Annotated in this window: 13 protein-coding genes; 8 read left to right on the forward strand and 5 right to left on the reverse strand. The window is 63.5% G+C overall.

The genetic code is table 11. The annotated features are described in order from the left end of the window. Positions 1 to 126: 126 nt before the first annotated feature. Together AC07VH_RS14515 and AC07VH_RS14520 are read right to left on the reverse strand one after the other, a co-directional pair. Positions 127 to 396: a hypothetical protein gene (locus AC07VH_RS14515; protein ID WP_475414076.1), complete on the reverse strand. Its 270-nt coding sequence runs from the start codon at positions 394 to 396 to the stop codon at positions 127 to 129. Between the two features lie 142 nt (positions 397 to 538). Beyond that, entirely contained in the window at positions 539 to 1,021 is a 483-nt protein-coding gene (locus AC07VH_RS14520) for a hypothetical protein (RefSeq protein ID WP_139090112.1), read from the reverse strand. Positions 1,022 to 1,322: 301 nt separating this feature from the next. On the opposite strand from AC07VH_RS14520, the gene AC07VH_RS14525 reads away from it, so the two are divergent. After that, complete coding sequence (locus tag AC07VH_RS14525; RefSeq protein WP_494788461.1) at positions 1,323 to 2,267, forward strand: choice-of-anchor A family protein; 945 nt, start codon at positions 1,323 to 1,325, stop codon at positions 2,265 to 2,267. A 13-nt stretch (positions 2,268 to 2,280) separates the two neighbouring features. On the opposite strand, the gene AC07VH_RS14530 is transcribed toward AC07VH_RS14525, so the two are convergent. Continuing rightward, positions 2,281 to 2,979, reverse strand: coding sequence for a TetR family transcriptional regulator C-terminal domain-containing protein (locus AC07VH_RS14530; RefSeq protein WP_494788460.1), 699 nt, complete (start codon positions 2,977 to 2,979; stop codon positions 2,281 to 2,283). A 10-nt stretch (positions 2,980 to 2,989) separates the two neighbouring features. Further along, complete coding sequence (locus tag AC07VH_RS14535; protein WP_494788459.1) at positions 2,990 to 4,459, reverse strand: aminotransferase-like domain-containing protein; 1,470 nt, start codon at positions 4,457 to 4,459, stop codon at positions 2,990 to 2,992. Positions 4,460 to 4,658: 199 nt separating this feature from the next. On the opposite strand from AC07VH_RS14535, the gene aptA reads away from it, so the two are divergent. From aptA to AC07VH_RS14570, 7 genes are all read left to right on the forward strand, one after another. Beyond that, positions 4,659 to 5,975 (forward strand): omega-aminotransferase AptA, encoded by a 1,317-nt coding sequence (gene aptA / locus AC07VH_RS14540; RefSeq protein ID WP_475414072.1) that lies wholly within the window; start codon positions 4,659 to 4,661, stop codon positions 5,973 to 5,975. A gap of 75 nt (positions 5,976 to 6,050) precedes the next feature. After that, a complete protein-coding gene (locus tag AC07VH_RS14545; RefSeq protein WP_494788486.1) occupies positions 6,051 to 7,556 on the forward strand; it encodes a CoA-acylating methylmalonate-semialdehyde dehydrogenase in 1,506 nt (501 codons plus the stop codon). A 44-nt stretch (positions 7,557 to 7,600) separates the two neighbouring features. Continuing rightward, a complete protein-coding gene (locus tag AC07VH_RS14550; RefSeq protein ID WP_494788458.1) occupies positions 7,601 to 8,968 on the forward strand; it encodes an NAD(P)-dependent oxidoreductase in 1,368 nt (455 codons plus the stop codon). Further along, complete coding sequence (gene preA / locus AC07VH_RS14555) at positions 8,968 to 10,248, forward strand: NAD-dependent dihydropyrimidine dehydrogenase subunit PreA (protein ID WP_475414070.1); 1,281 nt, start codon at positions 8,968 to 8,970, stop codon at positions 10,246 to 10,248. The genes AC07VH_RS14550 and preA overlap by 1 nt, the downstream gene beginning before the upstream one ends. A 109-nt stretch (positions 10,249 to 10,357) precedes the next feature. Then, on the forward strand, positions 10,358 to 11,842 hold the full coding sequence (locus tag AC07VH_RS14560; protein WP_489628764.1) for an NCS1 family nucleobase:cation symporter-1: 1,485 nt from the start codon (positions 10,358 to 10,360) through the stop codon (positions 11,840 to 11,842). Positions 11,843 to 11,863: 21 nt separating this feature from the next. Then, on the forward strand, positions 11,864 to 13,255 hold the full coding sequence (hydA, locus tag AC07VH_RS14565; protein ID WP_494788457.1) for a dihydropyrimidinase: 1,392 nt from the start codon (positions 11,864 to 11,866) through the stop codon (positions 13,253 to 13,255). 10 nt (positions 13,256 to 13,265) lie between these two features. Then, complete coding sequence (locus AC07VH_RS14570; protein WP_494788456.1) at positions 13,266 to 14,501, forward strand: Zn-dependent hydrolase; 1,236 nt, start codon at positions 13,266 to 13,268, stop codon at positions 14,499 to 14,501. A gap of 9 nt (positions 14,502 to 14,510) precedes the next feature. Here AC07VH_RS14570 and AC07VH_RS14575 read toward each other — a convergent pair whose 3' ends face one another. Continuing rightward, on the reverse strand, positions 14,511 to 16,271 hold the full coding sequence (locus tag AC07VH_RS14575; protein ID WP_494788455.1) for an allantoate amidohydrolase: 1,761 nt from the start codon (positions 16,269 to 16,271) through the stop codon (positions 14,511 to 14,513). Positions 16,272 to 16,313: the final 42 nt, after the last annotated feature.

The raw sequence follows: 16,313 nt of genomic DNA on the forward strand, positions 1-16,313 counted from the left end.
CGATCGTCCAGGATGCGCGGCGTTCCGCGTTCGCACCATCCATCGGGATGGTATTGACGCCTGTCAATGCTGCGCGCATCCATAGTGCCATAAAACAATCATGACACTCCTGCCACAACGCAAATTTTACTGCGGTGGCTGCTGAGCGCCCGCCGCCTTCGTGTCCGCGCCCGTATCGTCGCTGTTGCTCGCCCATCTGAGCAGCATGACGAGGGCAAACAGCATGATGGCCAGCGGCAAGATGGTGATCAGGAACGCCAGACCCAGGCAGCACGCCAGCAACATGGGCCAGGACATGGCGCGCATGGCGGCCATGCCCTGGCGCGCATAGGCGCACAGCTCGTTCCAGAAAGCGCTGAAGGAAGTGCTGCCCGGTGCCGGATTGATGTCTTTCATGCCGTTCTCCTGTCGTGTGGGTGCCGCTGCCGTATGCATGCTGGCGATGAAACCACTATAGGCAAATCCTTGCTGCCGGGCATTGCGTATGCGACGAATCGCAGGAATGGCGGACCGAACGGCGACAGGCCGGGACAAACGGTTAGTCGAATACCTTCAGTTTCAGCTGGAAACTGAGGGCGCCATACAGGCGGTCCTTGTAGGACGGCACGATGGCGATATTCACGCCCACGCGCTGGTATTCATAGCTGATGGTGGGGACCAGGGCCGGGAACCAGCCGCCGTCGCGCATCTTCGGATAGCCGCTGAAGCCGCCAACGACGGCGCCGATGCGCAGCGGGCCCACCTTGATCGGCTGGTAGTACACGCCCAGGTAGTTCGAGTAGGCGCGGTCGCTATTGTAGAAGCGGCCGGCCGTGACCGACGCGACCGTGGAAAAGCGGTATTCGGCGCCCAGGCCCGGATTGCTGTCGTTCAGGTTCTTGTCGCGCTGAAAGTGATACGAATAAAAGCCCGCGTTGAGCCAGGTTTCGCTGAGCGGCTGGTTGTCGATCATGTTAAACACATCGGCGTGCGCGCCGCAGGCATATGCCAGCATCAGTGCGCCTAGGGACAATCGTTTCATGCGTGCTTCATCCTTATGATTTCGTACTCTGTGGGCTGGCCTGGTCTGGCGCTGCCGCGATCGTATCACCAAGTTGGCTGCGCTTCTAAGCAATATTGAACGTGCAGAACAGACGGCTGTTTGCCCGTCTGTTCCAAGCGTCATCCGGATGCCTGGGGCGTTCTCCGGGCAGCGCGAGGAGAATGATTCTCATTGTGCAACTATGTTTTCATTATTGTTACAAAAGTTGTTGATTTGCGACATGTCAAACACGATGGATATGATATTCTGGCGTCAAGTTAATTTTCTTTTTGGAAATAAAATGTCAATCATGCTCAAATCATCATTCGTTCTCGTTCTGTCGACCGCGTTTGCCGCCGGCGCCGCGCAAGCCGGTGTTGTCGATTTGGGCATCGGTGGCGCCAATTTGTATTCCCTCAGTAACTTCAGCGCGTCCGGCAGCGATGTCGAAGGCGGCGTATTGGTTGCCGGTAACTTGACGGCATCGAACTATTCGGTCAATGACAAGAACAAGGATGCCTACGTCACGCATGGCAACACCGGTTATGCGCTGGTCGTTGGCGGCAACCTGAACTATAGCTCCGGCTCGATCAAGAACGGCAATTACTATGTGGGCGGCAGCACGACGACGAGCAGCGTGGGCCTGAACACGGCAAGCAAGACCACGGCCTCGCCCGTATCGTTCGCCGCGACGTCGGCCCAGCTGAAAAACACTTCGACCTCGCTGGCCAACGTGGCATCGACGGGCAGCAGCTCGGTGGCCTATGGCGGCATGACCCTGAAGGGCGGCACGGGCAATGTGCAAGTGTTCGACCTGACTTCCGCGGCGCTGGGCTCGGTGAACAACTTCAAGTTCAGCAACCTGCACACGAACGACACCCTGATCCTCAATATCAGCGGCACGAATGTGAATCTGTCCGGCGGCTACGGCGATTTCAGCAAATACAATGTGCTGTACAACTTCTATGAAGCGAAAACCATCACCTTGAACGGCGTGGGCCTGTACGGCAGCGTCCTTGCGCCGCTGGCGACCCTGGCCGGCGGCAATGGCCAGATCAACGGCAGCGTGGTGGTGGGGAACTGGGCCTCGAACATCCAGGTCAATGCGAACCATTATTTCAACGCCACCAATGTAGCCGGTTATGTGTCGGCCGTGCCGGAACCGGAAACCTATGCGATGCTGCTGGCAGGCCTGGGCCTGGTCGGCTTCATGGCGCGCCGCCGCAAGGGCAGGACGGCAGCGTAAGCGTTCGCGCCGTTCAGGAAACCGCCTGTCGAGGCGGTTTTTTTTCACCCGCTGGCGGCATGGCCACTGCCGCCAGCACCATGTGCGCGATCAGGGCTTCCGCATCCTCGTAATCCTTGCGCGTGAGCTGCTTGCGCTCCAGCACCAGGGCCATCTGCGCCGAAAAATCCGCATACGATTGCGTCATGGCCCAGATGGCGAACATCAGGTGCGTGGCGTTGACGGGCGCGATCTTGCCGGCCGCGATCCACGCTTCGAAGACGGCGATATCCTTGCGCAGCAGCGGCACGACCCTGTCGCGTATCTGCGCGCCGTACAGGGGCGCGCCATTGATCACTTCGAGCGCATACACGCGCGAGGCCCACGGCTGTTCGCGCGAAAAACGCAGCTTGGCGCCGATATACGCGCGCAGTACGTCGCGCGGCTCGTCGTCTTCATTGGCCAGCGATTCCATGCGCGCCAGCCAGTCGTCGAGCACGTCGTCGAGCACGCGCTGGTACAGCAGCTGCTTGGACGGGAAGTAATACATCAGGTTTTGCTTCGACAGGCCGGCCCGCTCGGCGATGCTGGCGATCGACGCGCCCTCATAGCCGCATTCCGCGAAGGCGCGCACGGCTTGCTCGAGGATGTCCGCTTCCAGGCGGTCGCGGTTTTGCAAACGCCGGCCGCCGGCATTTTTCACGGAGAGGGCAGGGGATTTGTCGCTGGCCATGGCGGATTCTCTAGCGTGGGCGTATCGATTGCAGGAAGGCCTGCAGCACGGGGGTATCGGTGTAGGCCACGTTGAAGCGGAACCATACCGTCTCGGGCGCGCGCAGCATGAAAAACTCGTTCGGCGACAGCAGGATGCCCGCCTTCAAGGCCATGTCGGCGATGATCTTGCCATTCCATTCCGGCGTTTGCACGTCGGGCCAGCCGGCGCTGACGAACATGCCGCCGCGCGGGCGCGCCACTGGCGCCATGCCCGCCTGCGCCAGGCAGTCGATGCTGCGCTCGCGGGCCGCTTCGAGTTGCGCCACCAGCCGCTCCACCATGCGCTTGTAGGGCCGCGCAGAGATGGCGTGGTAGACGGCGCGCTCGTTGATTTCCGACGTCGTCAACCCTGCCAGCATTTTGACGCGCACCAGTTCTGCCACCAGCGGCGGCGAGGCGCAAATCGATCCCACGCGCAGCACGGGCGACAGGGTCTTGGAAAAACTGCCCACGCGGATCACGCGGCGCAAGCCGTCCATCGCCGCCAGCGACGCTTCGCCGCGCGCCGCCAGTTCGCGGTAGATATCGTCTTCCACCAGCCAGAAATCGAATTGCTCGGCCAGCGCCAGCAGGCGGTGCGCCTGCGCCTGGCTCAAGGAAGTACCGAGCGGATTTTGCAGCACCGTGTTGACGAACATGAGTTTCGGCTGGGTGCGCGCGGCTTCAACGGCCAGCGCATCGAGATCGAGGCCCGCTTCGCCGCGCTGGACGCCCACTGGGATGCAGCCATGGTGGCGTATCAGCGACTGCAGGTTGCTGTAGCCGGGGTCTTCCACCAGCACCGTGTCGCCCGGCTTGGTCAGGCTGCGCAGGATCAGGTCGAAGGCATGCGTGGCGCCGTGCGTCAGCAAGACCTGGTCCGGCTCCACCTGGAACAGCTCTTCCGACAGGCATGTTGCCAGGTGTTGGCGCAGCGAAGGAAAACCCAGCGGGTGGCCATAGCCGCGCAGGCGGCTGGCGGGAATGCGCATGGCCTGGCGCACGGCGTCGAGCACCGTCGCTTCGCCATACATCTCGGGAGGCAGCCAGCCCGCCCCTACGGGCAGGGCGTCGGACACGCCCGAATACAGGTCCGGCGTGAGGGCGTCGATGGCGGTAGGACTCGCAAGGGTGTTGGCAATGAGGGCCGCCTGCGGCGAGGCGGCGATGTCGTGGCGCGCGACGAAATAGCCGGAGCCGCGCCGCGACGACAGCAAGCCCAGATTGACCAGGCGGTCATACGATTCGACGACGGTAAAGGTCGACACGCCATTGCAGCGGGCGAACTGGCGCACGGACGGCATGCGCGTGCCGATACGCAGGGCGCGGCTGCCCACCATGACGCTGATGGCGATGACGATCTGCTCGACGAGGCCGCCCTTCTTCTGGCGGTCGATGTCCAGCACGGGCCAGCCGCTGGCGTGACCTTCGCCCTCGTCCTGCTTCACGTTGTGTGTCACCGGTGGCTCCTTTGCTGCCTTGCACAAAACTGTAGTGGTTTTTCGACCTGTACGGTTGGGGTACTTTGCCGTTTGTGTATCTGTGCCATTGGGGATGGCCTGTCTATTATTACATCAGCTTTTTGCCAACTGGTAAATTATTTTACGCTTCGTCAAAAACGATCCTGGCCCCGCGCCAGCCCATCCCAAGGAGAAGGTCATGAACGAAACAAGGCCGGAATCGATGTCGGCATTCTGGATGCCGTTTACGAACAACCGCGATTTCAAGGCCCATCCGCGCTTGCTGGTGTCGGCCGAAGGCATGTACTACAAGGACGTCGATGGCAACGCCATCCTCGATGGCACGGCGGGCCTGTGGTGCGTGCCGTGCGGCCATGCGCAGCCGAAAATCGTCGGCGCCATCCGCGAGATGGTGGGCCAGCTCGACTTCGCCCCCACCTTCCAGATGGGCCATCCGGCCGCCTTCGATCTGGCGGAAAAACTGATGGATTACACGGGGCATAAATTTGGCCACGTGTTCTATACGAATTCCGGCTCCGAGGCCGTGGACACGGCGTTGAAGATCGCGCTGGCCTACCACCGGGCGCGCGGCGAGGGCGCGCGCACCCGCCTGATCGGCCGCGAACGCGGTTACCACGGCGTGGGCTTCGGCGGCATTTCCGTGGGCGGCATCGGCGGCAACCGCAAGACCTTCGGGCCCTTGCTGCCCGGCGTCGACCACCTGCCGCACACGCATAACCTGAACCAGAACGCCTACACGGTGGGCGAGCCCGAATACGGCACCCACCTGGCCGACGAGCTCGAGCGCATCGTCGCCCTGCACGACGCTTCGACGATCGCCGCCGTCATCGTCGAACCGGTGGCCGGCTCCACGGGCGTATTGATTCCGCCGAAAGGCTATCTGAAGCGCTTGCGCGAGCTGTGCACCAAGCATGGCATCCTGCTCATCTTCGATGAGGTGATCACGGGTTTCGGCCGCATGACGACGCCGTTCGCCGCCGACTATTTCGACGTCGAGCCGGACCTGATGACGACGGCCAAGGGTCTGACCAACGGCATGGTGCCGATGGGCGCCGTATTCAGCAAAAAGTATATCCACGATGCCTTCATGGATGCGCCGCCGGGCATCGAACTGTTCCACGGCTATACGTATTCCGGCCACCCGCTCGCTTGCGCCGCCTCGCTGGCCACCTTGCAGGTGTTCGAGGAACAGGACATCCTGGGCCACGCGAAAGCGATGCAGGCGTATTGGAGCGACGCCGTGCATTCCTTGAAAGGCTTGCCGCACGTGATCGACCTGCGCAGCATCGGCCTGATCGCCGGCATCGAGCTCGATCCCATCGCCGGCAAGCCGGGTACGCGCGCCTTCAACGCCTTCAAGCAGGCCTTCGCCGACGGCGTGCTGATACGCACGACGGGCGACATCATCGCGCTGTCGCCGCCGCTGGTGCTGGAGAAACAGCATGTCGACGAGCTGTTCGGCAAGCTGGCCACGGTGCTGAAGAACCTTGATTAAGCCCCGGGGGCAGACCCGCCGGGTCTGACCCCAGAATTTGCCCTTGGGGTAAAGAGAGGAAATAACGTGAACCAAATTAACACACAGCTCGACACCATCACCCACTACATCAACGGCGCCAAGGTCGACACCCAAAGCGGCCGCTACGGCGACGTCTATAACCCGGCCCTGGGCGAACCCGTCGCCAGGGTCGCGCTGGGCACCGTGGAAGACGTGGACGCGGCCGTGCAGGCGGCGGCCGCCGCCTTCCCCTCGTGGTCGGCCACGCCGCCGCTGACGCGCGCCAGGGTCCTGTTCCGCTACCTGCAGCTGTGCCAGCAGCACACGGATGAATTTGCCGCCATGCTCACGCGCGAGCATGGCAAGACCTTTGCCGATGCCCAGGGCGAAGTGGCGCGCGGCATCGAGATGGTGGAATTTGCCGTCGGCATACCGCAACTGTTGAAGGGTGAATTCACGGACCAGATTTCGCGCGGCATCGACGCCTGGTCCATGCGCCAGGCGCTCGGCGTGGTGGCCGGCATCACGCCATTCAATTTTCCCGTGATGGTGCCGATGTGGATGTTCCCGGTGGCGATTGCCTGCGGCAATACCTTCGTCTTGAAACCATCCGAGCGCGATCCGTCGGCCTCGCTGCTGCACGCGAAGCTGCTCAAGGATGCAGGCTTGCCCGACGGCGTTTTCAACGTGGTGCAGGGCGACAAGGTGACGGTCGACGCCTTGCTCGACCACCCCGTGGTGCAGGCGATCAGCTTTGTCGGCTCGACGCCGATCGCGGAATACATCTATGCGCGCGGCAGCGCCAGCGGCAAGCGCGTGCAGGCTTTGGGCGGCGCGAAGAACCACATGGTGGTGATGCCCGACGCGGACATGGACATGACGGTCGATGCGCTGATCGGCGCGGCCTACGGTTCGGCGGGCGAGCGCTGCATGGCCATCTCCGTCGTCGTGGCCGTGGGCGACGCGGGCGACAAATTGATCGATGCACTGGCAACGCGCACGGCCGCACTGAAAGTGCGCGACGGCATGGAAGATGGTGCGGAAATGGGACCGGTCGTATCGCTGGCAGCCAAGCAGCGTATCGAAAAACTCATCGCCTCGGGCGTGGAGCAGGGCGCGACTCTTGTCGTCGATGGACGCAACCATGTGGTGCCTGGCCGCGAGAACGGTTTCTTTGTCGGCGGCACCTTGTTCGACCATGTCACGCGCGACATGAGCATCTACAAGGAAGAGATTTTCGGCCCGGTGCTGTGCGTGCTGCGGTGTCCTGACGTGGTGCAGGCGGTGGAGCTGATCAACGCCAACGAGTATGGCAACGGCGTGGCCATCTACACGCGCGACGGCGGCGTGGCGCGCGAATTCGTGCGCCAGATCCAGGTCGGCATGGTGGGCGTCAACATCCCCTTGCCCGTGCCGATGGCCTTCAACAGTTTCGGCGGCTGGAAGCGCAGCATGTTCGGCGACCACCACGCGTATGGCCCCGAAGGCGTGCGCTTCTACACACGCCACAAGGCCGTGATGCAGCGCTGGCCGAACACGGCAAGCGCTGGTGTGGAATTTGCTTTTCCCCAGATGAAGTAAGGGTTTTAAGTCAAACATCGGCCGCACAAAAAAAGGAAACCGCGATGATCGAGTCCTTGAACTATTTACCGCATCCCGCCTTGCCCAACGAGGAATTGGCGGGCCATTTCACGGACCTGGCGCCGCCCCTGACGGCGCGCCAGGCCGCCATCGAAAGCGCCCGCTGCCTGTACTGCTACGACGCGCCGTGCAGCCGTATCTGTCCGTCGGAAATCGACGTGGCCAGCTTCATCCGCAATATCCACGACAAGAACATCAACGGCGCCGCCGCCGGCATCCTGAAACAGAACATCCTGGGCGGCAGCTGCGCCCGCGTCTGTCCCACGGAAATCCTGTGCGAAGACGTCTGCGTGCGCAATCACGACGCCGAAGGCCAGCCCGTCAGGATCGGCCTCTTGCAGCGTTACGCGGTCGACCACATGCACTTCACCAGCCACCCGTTCCGGCGCGCGGCCGCCACGGGCAAGACCGTCGCCATCGTCGGCGCGGGACCAGCCGGCCTGTCGTGCGCGCACCGCCTGGCCATGCTGGGCCACGATGTGGTGATCTTTGAAAAAGAGGACAAGGCCGGCGGCCTGAATGAATACGGCATCGCCAAGTACAAGCTGACGGACGATTTCGCGCAAAAGGAAATCGACTTCCTGCTGGGCATAGGCGGCATCACCATCCGATGTCGCCAGGCGCTGGGCGAAAACGTGCAGCTGCGCGACTTGCATGCGCAGTACGACGCCGTCTTCCTCGGCCTGGGTCTGGGCGCCAGCCGCAAGCTGGGCTTGACGGGCGAAGATGCGCCGGGTCTCCTGGCCGCCGTCGACTATATCAGCGCGCTGCGCCAGGCGGACGACCTGGCCGCGCTGCCCGTACCGAAACGCGCGCTTGTGATTGGCGCCGGCAATACGGCCATCGACATGGCCGTGCAAATCCAGCGTTTGGGCGCCGAGGAAGTCACGCTCGTCTACCGGCGCGGTTTCGACGCCATGACGGCCACGCACCACGAACAGGAGATCGCCAAGGCCAACCAGGTGCGCATGCTGACGTGGGCCCAGCCGCAGCAGGTGCTGCTCGATAGCGGAGGCAAGGTGGCCGGCATGCGCTTCGAAAAAACCGCCATGCGGGGCACGCGTCTGGCGGGCACGGGCGAAACCTTCGACGTGGCGGCCGACGCCATCTTCAAGGCCATCGGCCAGAGCCTCGATACGCAGGTGCTGCATGACCCGATGGCATCCCTGTTGCAGCGCGAAGGCGACAAGATCGCCGTCGATGCGGGTTTTCGCACGGTGCTGCCGGGGATCTATGCGGGCGGCGACTGCGTGGCGCCGGGGCAGGACCTGACGGTGCAGGCCGTCCAGCATGGCAAGCTGGCCGCACTGGCCATCCATTCCGATTTGTTGAATAAAGTGGAGGCTGCATAATGGCTGATCTCAGCATCGAATTTTGCGGCATCAAGGCGCCGAACCCCTTCTGGCTGGCGTCGGCACCGCCGACCGACAAGGCCTACAACGTGGTGCGCGCCTTCGAGGCGGGGTGGGGCGGCGTCGTGTGGAAGACGCTGGGCGAAGACCCTGCGGCCGTCAACGTCTCGTCGCGCTATTCCGCCCTGTACGGCAAGAACCGCGAAGTGGTTGGCTTCAATAACATCGAACTGATCACCGACCGCTCGCTGGAGATCAACTTGCGCGAAATCACGCAGGTGAAAAAGGACTGGCCCGACCGCGCCATGATCGTCTCCCTGATGCTGCCCTGCGAAGAGCACTACTGGGCCGACATCCTGCCCAAGGTCGAGGCGACGGGGGCGGACGGCATCGAACTCAATTTCGGCTGCCCGCACGGCATGCCGGAGCGGGGCATGGGCGCCGCCGTGGGCCAGGTGCCCGAGTACGTGCAGATGGTCACCGCCTGGTGCAAGAAGCACAGCAAGTTACCCGTCATCGTCAAGCTCACGCCCAACATCACGGACGTGCGCATGCCGGCGCGCGCGGCCAAGGCGGGCGGCGCGGACGCCGTCTCGCTGATCAACACCATCAATTCCATCACCTCGCTGGACCTGGACCGCATGGTGGCCTTGCCGATTGTCGGTGGCGCCAGCACGCACGGCGGCTATTGCGGTGCGGCCGTGAAACCGATCGCCCTGAACATGGTGGCGGAAATCGCGCGCGATCCGCAGACGCGCGGCTTGCCCATTTCCGGCATCGGCGGCATCGGCAACTGGCGCGACGCGGCCGAATTCCTCGCCCTCGGCGCCGGCTGCGTGCAGGTGTGCACGGCCGCCATGCTGCATGGTTTTCGTATCGTCGACGAGATGAAGGATGGCCTGTCGCGCTGGATGGACGAGAAGGGCTATGCACGCATCAGCGATTTTTCCGGCAAGGCCGTGGCCAACACGACGGACTGGAAATACCTGGACATGAATTACCAGGTGATCGCGCAGATCAACCAGGACGACTGCATCAAATGCGGCAAGTGCTACGTGGCTTGCGAAGATACCTCGCACCAGTCGATTGCGCAGCTGATCGACGCCGCCGGCACGCGCACGTATGAGGTGATCAAGGAGGAATGCGTGGGCTGCAACCTGTGCGAAATCACCTGTCCGGTGCAGGGCTGCATCACGATGGTGCCGCAAGCCACGGGCAAGCCGTACATGAACTGGACGCAGGATCCGCGCAACCCTCGGGCATTGGCGGAGTCGGTATAGGGCACGTTTTTTGCGTACATATATTTTATAAACAGTTGCCCAACTTTGCAGTAAGCTAGGCCGCAGCCGTTTTTAAAACGCCCAACCTCCCAACCGATGGAGCAACCCTGTGAACCACGACTATTCAGGCAACACGCAACTCTGGAATGAAGACCTGGCGCCCACCACGGCGGCGCAGCGCACCTGGCGCTGGTATCACTTTGCCGCGCTGTGGGTGGGCATGGTGATGTGCATTCCCGCCTACACCCTGTCGGCCAGCCTGATCGACAGCGGCATGTCCGGCTACCAGGCCGTGCTCACGGTATTTCTCGCCAACGCCATCGTGCTCTTGCCGATGCTGCTGATCGGCCATGCGGGCACCAAGTACGGCATCCCGTATGCCGTGCTGGCGCGCGCCTCGTTCGGCACCATGGGCGCGCGCCTGCCGGCCCTGATGCGCGCCATCGTCGCCTGCGGCTGGTACGGCATCCAGACCTGGTTCGGCGGACAGATGATCTACACGCTGATGGGCGTGCTGGTGGGGCATGAACTGGGCGGCGAAAAGATCGCGGGCCTGGGCATCAACGGCAGCCAGCTGCTGTGCTTCCTGGCCTTCTGGGCCATCCAGTTCTATTACATCCTGCATGGCATGGAATCGATCCGCAAACTGGAAACCTATACGGCGCCGCTGAAAATCCTGATTTGCTTCGTGCTGCTGTACTGGGTGCACAGCAAGGCCGGCGGCGTGGCCAGCCTGCTGGACCAGCCATCGCAATTCATCGCCGGCGGTAAAAAGGCTGGCCAGTTCTGGAGCGTCTTCTGGCCATCGTTGACGGCCATGGTGGGTTTCTGGGCCACCCTGGCCTTGAACATCCCCGACTTCACGCGCTTCGCCAAGACGCAGCGCGACCAGATCGTGGGGCAGTCGGTCGGCTTGCCCGTGCCCATGGGTTTGCTGGCCATGCTGGCCGTGATCGTTACCGCCGGTTCGGTCGTCATGTACGGCAAGGCCATCTGGGACCCCGTCGATCTGGCCAGCCGCATGACGGGCGCCGCCGTGCTGATCGCCCTGATCATCCTCCTGATCGACACGGTCAGCGTCAACCTGGCGGCCAACCTGGTGGGGCCGGCGTATGACTTTTCCTCGCTGGCGCCGAAGCAGATTTCGTACAAGATGGGCGGCTACATCACGGCCTTCATCGCCATCGTCATGATGCCGTGGAAGGTGCTCGAGTCGACGCAGGGCTATATCTTCACTTGGCTGATCGGCTACTCGGCCCTGCTGGGTCCCATCGCCGGCATCCTCATCGTCGACTATTACTTTGTGCGCAAGACGCAGCTCGACGTCAGGCAACTGTACCGCGACGACGGGGTCTACTCGTATGGCAACGGCTGGAACATGGCGGCGCTGATCGCCTTCATTATCGCCGTGCTGCCGAATATCCCGGGCTTTCTGAACGCGGCCTTTCCCACGGCGTTTCCCGGCGTGGGCGAAGGCTTCAAAACCATCTATACCTACGCCTGGTTCGTGGGCGTGGCCATCGCCGCCGTCGTCTACGGCGTCATGATGAAGGGCAAGGTAGCTGCGCGCGTACAGCAGGCGACGCAGTCCTGATCTTTTCGAGAAGGAGACAAGATGACTACACTGATACGTGGCGGTACCGTCGTCAACGCCGACCGCGCGTTTCGCGCCGATGTGCTGATCGAGGGCGACACGATTGCCGCCGTCGGCGAGAACCTGGCGCTGCCGGCCGGTGCCACCGTGATCGACGCGGGCGGCCTGTACGTGATGCCGGGCGGGATAGACACCCACACGCACATGAATTTGCCTTTCATGGGCACGGTGACGTCCGACGATTTTTTCACGGGCACGGCGGCGGGCCTGGCGGGCGGCACCACCACCATCATGGACTTCGTCATCCCCGCGCCGAAGCAGTCGCTGATCGAGGCATATCACCAGTGGCGCGAGTGGTCGGCCAAGGCGGCCGGCGACTATACCTTCCACGTGGCGATCACCTGGTGGAGCGAGCAGGTACATGAAGAGATGGGCACTCTCGTGCGCGAGCATGGCGTGAACAGCTTCAAGCACTTCATGGCCTATAAAAACGCCATCATGGCCGACGATGAAACCCTGGTGAAAAGCTTTACCCGCTCCTTGGAACTGGGGGCGCTGCCCACCGTGCATGCGGAGAATGGCGAGCTGGTTTTCCAGTTGCAGCAAGCCTTGCTCAAAAAAGGCATCACGGGGCCGCAGGCGCACCCGCTGTCGCGCCCACCGGCCGTGGAAGCGGAGGCGGCCAACCGCGCCATCGCGATCGCCAACGTTTTGAATACGCCCGTGTACATCGTGCACGTCTCGTGCGCGGAGTCGCTCGACGCCATCACGCGGGCGCGCGCCAACGGCCAGCGCGTGTATGGCGAAGCGCTGGCGGGCCACCTGGTGATCGACGACAGCGTCTACCAGAGCGATGATTTCGACTACGTGGCGGGCCACGTCATGAGCCCGCCGTTCCGCGGCAAGCACCATCAATCGGCATTGTGGCACGGCCTGCAAAGCGGCAACCTGCACACGACGGCCACCGATCACTGCACCTTCTGCGCCGAGCAGAAGGCGGCCGGCAAGAATGACTTTACGCGCATCCCGAACGGCTGCGGCGGCGTCGAGGAACGCATGGCCGTGGTGTGGGACGCAGGCGTCAATTCCGGCATGCTCACGCCCTCCGAATTCGTCAAGGTGTCGTCGGCCAATGCGGCGCAGATCTTCAATATGTATCCACGCAAGGGCGTCATCGCCGCAGGCAGCGATGCCGATATCGTGCTGTGGGACCCGCAAGGCACGCGCACCATTTCCGCCGCCACCCAGTTCGCCAAGGGAGGCTTCAATGTCTTCGAAGGGCGCACCGTGCGCGGCATCCCCCGCACCACGATTGCCGCCGGCAAGGTGGTGTTCCAGCAGGGCGAACTGATGGCCGTCGAAGGAGCGGGGCGCTATATCGAACGCCCCGCGTTTGCCGCCACCACCGCATAAGGAGTTGACGATGGATGCATTGCGTATCAATGGCGAGCGCCTGTGGGCGGCCCTGATGGAACTGGCGCGGATCGGCGCCACGCCCAAGGGCGGCGTCAAGCGCCTGGCCCTGACGGACCTCGACAAAGAAGGCCGCGACCTGGTCGTGCGCTGGGGCCGCGAGGCGGGCATGAGCATCACGATCGACCAGATCGGCAATGTCTTCATGCGCCGCGACGGCATGGACAATACCTTGCCGCCCGTGATGACGGGCAGCCATATCGACACCCAGCCCACGGGCGGCAAGTTCGACGGCAATTACGGCGTGCTGGCGGGCCTGGAAGTGGTGCGCACCCTGAACGATCTGAAGATCAAGACGCAGGCACCTATCGAAGTGGCCTTCTGGACCAACGAGGAAGGCTCGCGCTTCGTGCCCGTGATGATGGGCTCGGGCGTGTTTTGCGGCGCCTTCTCGCTCGAAACCGCGTATGCGGCCAAGGACATGGAAGGCAAGACCGTAGGCGAAGAACTGGCGCGCATCGGATACAAGGGCGAGCAGGTACCGGGCGACCATCCCATCGGCGCCTATTTTGAGACGCATATCGAACAGGGCCCTGTGCTGGAAGACGCGGACAAGGTTATCGGCGTGGTGCCGGCCGTGATGGGGCTGTCCTGGTACGACTGCGTGGTGACGGGCATGGAAGCGCATGCGGGTCCCACGCCCATGGGCTTGCGCAAGGATGCGCTGCAGGTGGCCACCACCATCATGCAGGAGGTGGTGGCGATTGCCAACCGCTACCCGCCGTACGGGCGGGGCACGGTGGGCATGGTGCAGGTCTTTCCGAACAGCCGCAACGTGATCCCCGGCGAGGTCAAGTTCAGCATCGACCTGCGCAACGTGAACGACGAGCTGCTCAACACCATGCACGGCGAGATCACGGCTTTCATCGATGCCACGCGCGAAAAAACAGGCTTGGGCATTTCACTGGAAAGAGTCTCCTACTACCCGCCATGTCCGTTCCACCCCGACTGCGTGGGCGCCGTGCGCAACGCCACGGCCAAACTCGGCTACTCCGTGATGGATGTGGTGTCCGGTGCCGGCCACGACGCCATCTACGCGGCCCGGCTGGCCCCGGCCGGCATGATCTTCGTGCCGTGCAAGGACGGCATCAGCCACAATGAAATCGAGGACGCCAAGCCCGAGCACCTGGAAGCGGGCTGCAATGTGCTGCTGCATGCGATGCTGGAGCGGGCCGTGGCCGTGTAACCACGACCGCTATCCCTGCGGCTTGGGCTGGAAGTTGCGCAAAAACGCCAGCAGCGCGCGCGCCGCGATGTCGGCGTCGTCGGCCGTCATGGTTTCCAGCGGGTTGTGGCTGATGCCGCCATTGCCGCAGCGGGTAAACAGCATGGCCACGTCGGTGATGGCGGCCATGGCCATGGCGTCGTGGCCGGCGCCCGACAGCAGCGCATACTGTGCGATGCCGACGGATTCCACGGCTTGCGCCAGCTGTGCCATCAGCCATGGCGCGCATGGCGCCGCGCGCGCCGACAACAGCAGTTCCAGCTGGTAGTCGATCTGGCGCCGCGCGCAGATGGCGGCGATGCCATCCAAAATATCGTCGACGGCAGCCTGGCGCACGCTATCGCTGGCCGCGCGGATATCGAGCGACAGGGTGCAGGCGCCGGCGATCACGTTGACGGAGCCGTTGGGCACCTGCAGCTGGCCCACGGTGCCCACCAGCGCTTCGCCGTGGCTGCAGCGCTGTTCCACCAGCAGGATGATTTCGGCGGCCGCGCTGGCCGCGTCCTTGCGCATGGACATGGGCGTGGTGCCCGCGTGGCTGGCCACGCCCCCAAGATTGACCAGGTAGCGCGAGCTGCCGGCGATCGCCGTGACGATCCCCAGCGGCAGGTCGCGCTCGAGCAGCACAGGGCCCTGTTCGATGTGCACTTCGACATAGCCGAGCAAGTCGGCCGGGTCGCGCGCGATGGCGCCGATGGCGCTCGCCTCGTGGCCGGCGGCGGTCAGCGCGTCGCGCATGCTCACGCCATCCGCATCCAGCTGCTCCAGCAACGACACGTCGAATTTGCCCGTGACGGCCGTGCTGCCCAAAAACGTGCTCTTGAAGCGTACGCCTTCCTCTTCGGCGAAGCCGACGACCTCGAAATGAAACGGCAGCTTTTCGCCCCGCTCATGCAGATGGCGCACGACGGCGATCGGCAGCACGATGCCCAGGCGGCCGTCGTACTTGCCGCCGTTGCGCACCGTGTCGTAGTGCGATCCCGTCATCAGGGTCTTCGCGCCGGGCGCGTCGGACAGATAGCGCCCGACGACATTGCCGACGGCGTCGATGTGCACCTGCATGCCCGCGTCCCGCATCCAGTCGGCCAGCTGCGCGGCCGTCTTGCGGTGCGCCGGCGTCAGGTAGGCGCAGGTCAGGTTGTAATCGCTGTCGCTCCAGCCGGCCAGGGTTTCCGCCTGCTGCATGATGGCGGGGCCGAAGTCCAGGCGCACGTCGAACAGGTCGTTCAGGCGCAGCTCGGCGATGCGCTTGATCTGCCGCAGCGATTCGGCCAGTTCATCGGCGCGCCGGTTCTTCAGGCGGCGCGCAAACGTGGCGATGATGTCCTGGCGCGTCAAGCCTTGGCCCGTCGGGCCCTTCACGGCCAGGATGAAGGGAAAGCCGAACTTGGCGTTGTATTCGCTGTTGAGGCGCTGCAGGGTGGCAAATTCCTCAGGGCTGCACAGGTTCAGGCCGGACTTGGCCTGTTCGCGCGTCGATTCCGCCGTCAGCTGCCCGGCGATGGCGGCCTTGCCGGCCAGTTCCGGGTGGGCGCGTATCAGTCCCAGTTGTTCTTCTGGCGAGGCTTGCGCCAGCACGCGCTGCAGCTCCGTCTTGAGTGCCGTCAGGCTGGCAAACGGCCGGGCGGCGGCCGCGCGCTGGGCGATCCAGGGCGAGTGTTCGTAGATGCCGTGCAGGTGGGCGATAAAATCGGCCTGGCTGCCGGCGTTCAGGTCTGAAAGGGTGGTCATGGTTTTCCGATCATGCAAGCGGTGATGATAGCGCCCCGTTCC

Source organism: Janthinobacterium sp. GW821-FHT03C10 (assembly GCF_059420865.1).